This is a genomic window from Streptomyces sp. SID5785 (assembly GCF_009870065.1).
GTDB lineage: Bacteria > Actinomycetota > Actinomycetes > Streptomycetales > Streptomycetaceae > Streptomyces.
This window is the reverse complement of sequence record NZ_WWIA01001054.1, coordinates 1-206: the sequence shown is the minus strand read 5'-3', so window position 1 is coordinate 206 and position 206 is coordinate 1. Positions and strand designations below refer to the sequence as shown.

Below are 206 nucleotides of genomic sequence, written 5' to 3'. Positions count from 1 at the left end.
CGGCCCGGCGGTTCCGGCGCGGCCAGGGGAGCGGCCCGGGCCCCCGCGGCGCCGGTCGCGCACGCGAGGAGCGCCCCGCAGGCCCCGGCGCCCGCACCCCACACCGCCCCGAGCAGCACGGCGGCCACCAGGTGCCCGTGCAGTGCGATGCCCGCGCCGAAGGCGTCGAGGCCCAGCACCGACAGCGACGCCCCCGCCGAGAGGTC

At 83.0% G+C, this 206-nt stretch carries 1 pseudogene; it reads right to left on the bottom strand.

The window, feature by feature from the left end:
* Positions 1-206 (bottom strand): annotated as a pseudogene (locus GTW43_RS34015) (hypothetical protein); the annotation flags it as partial.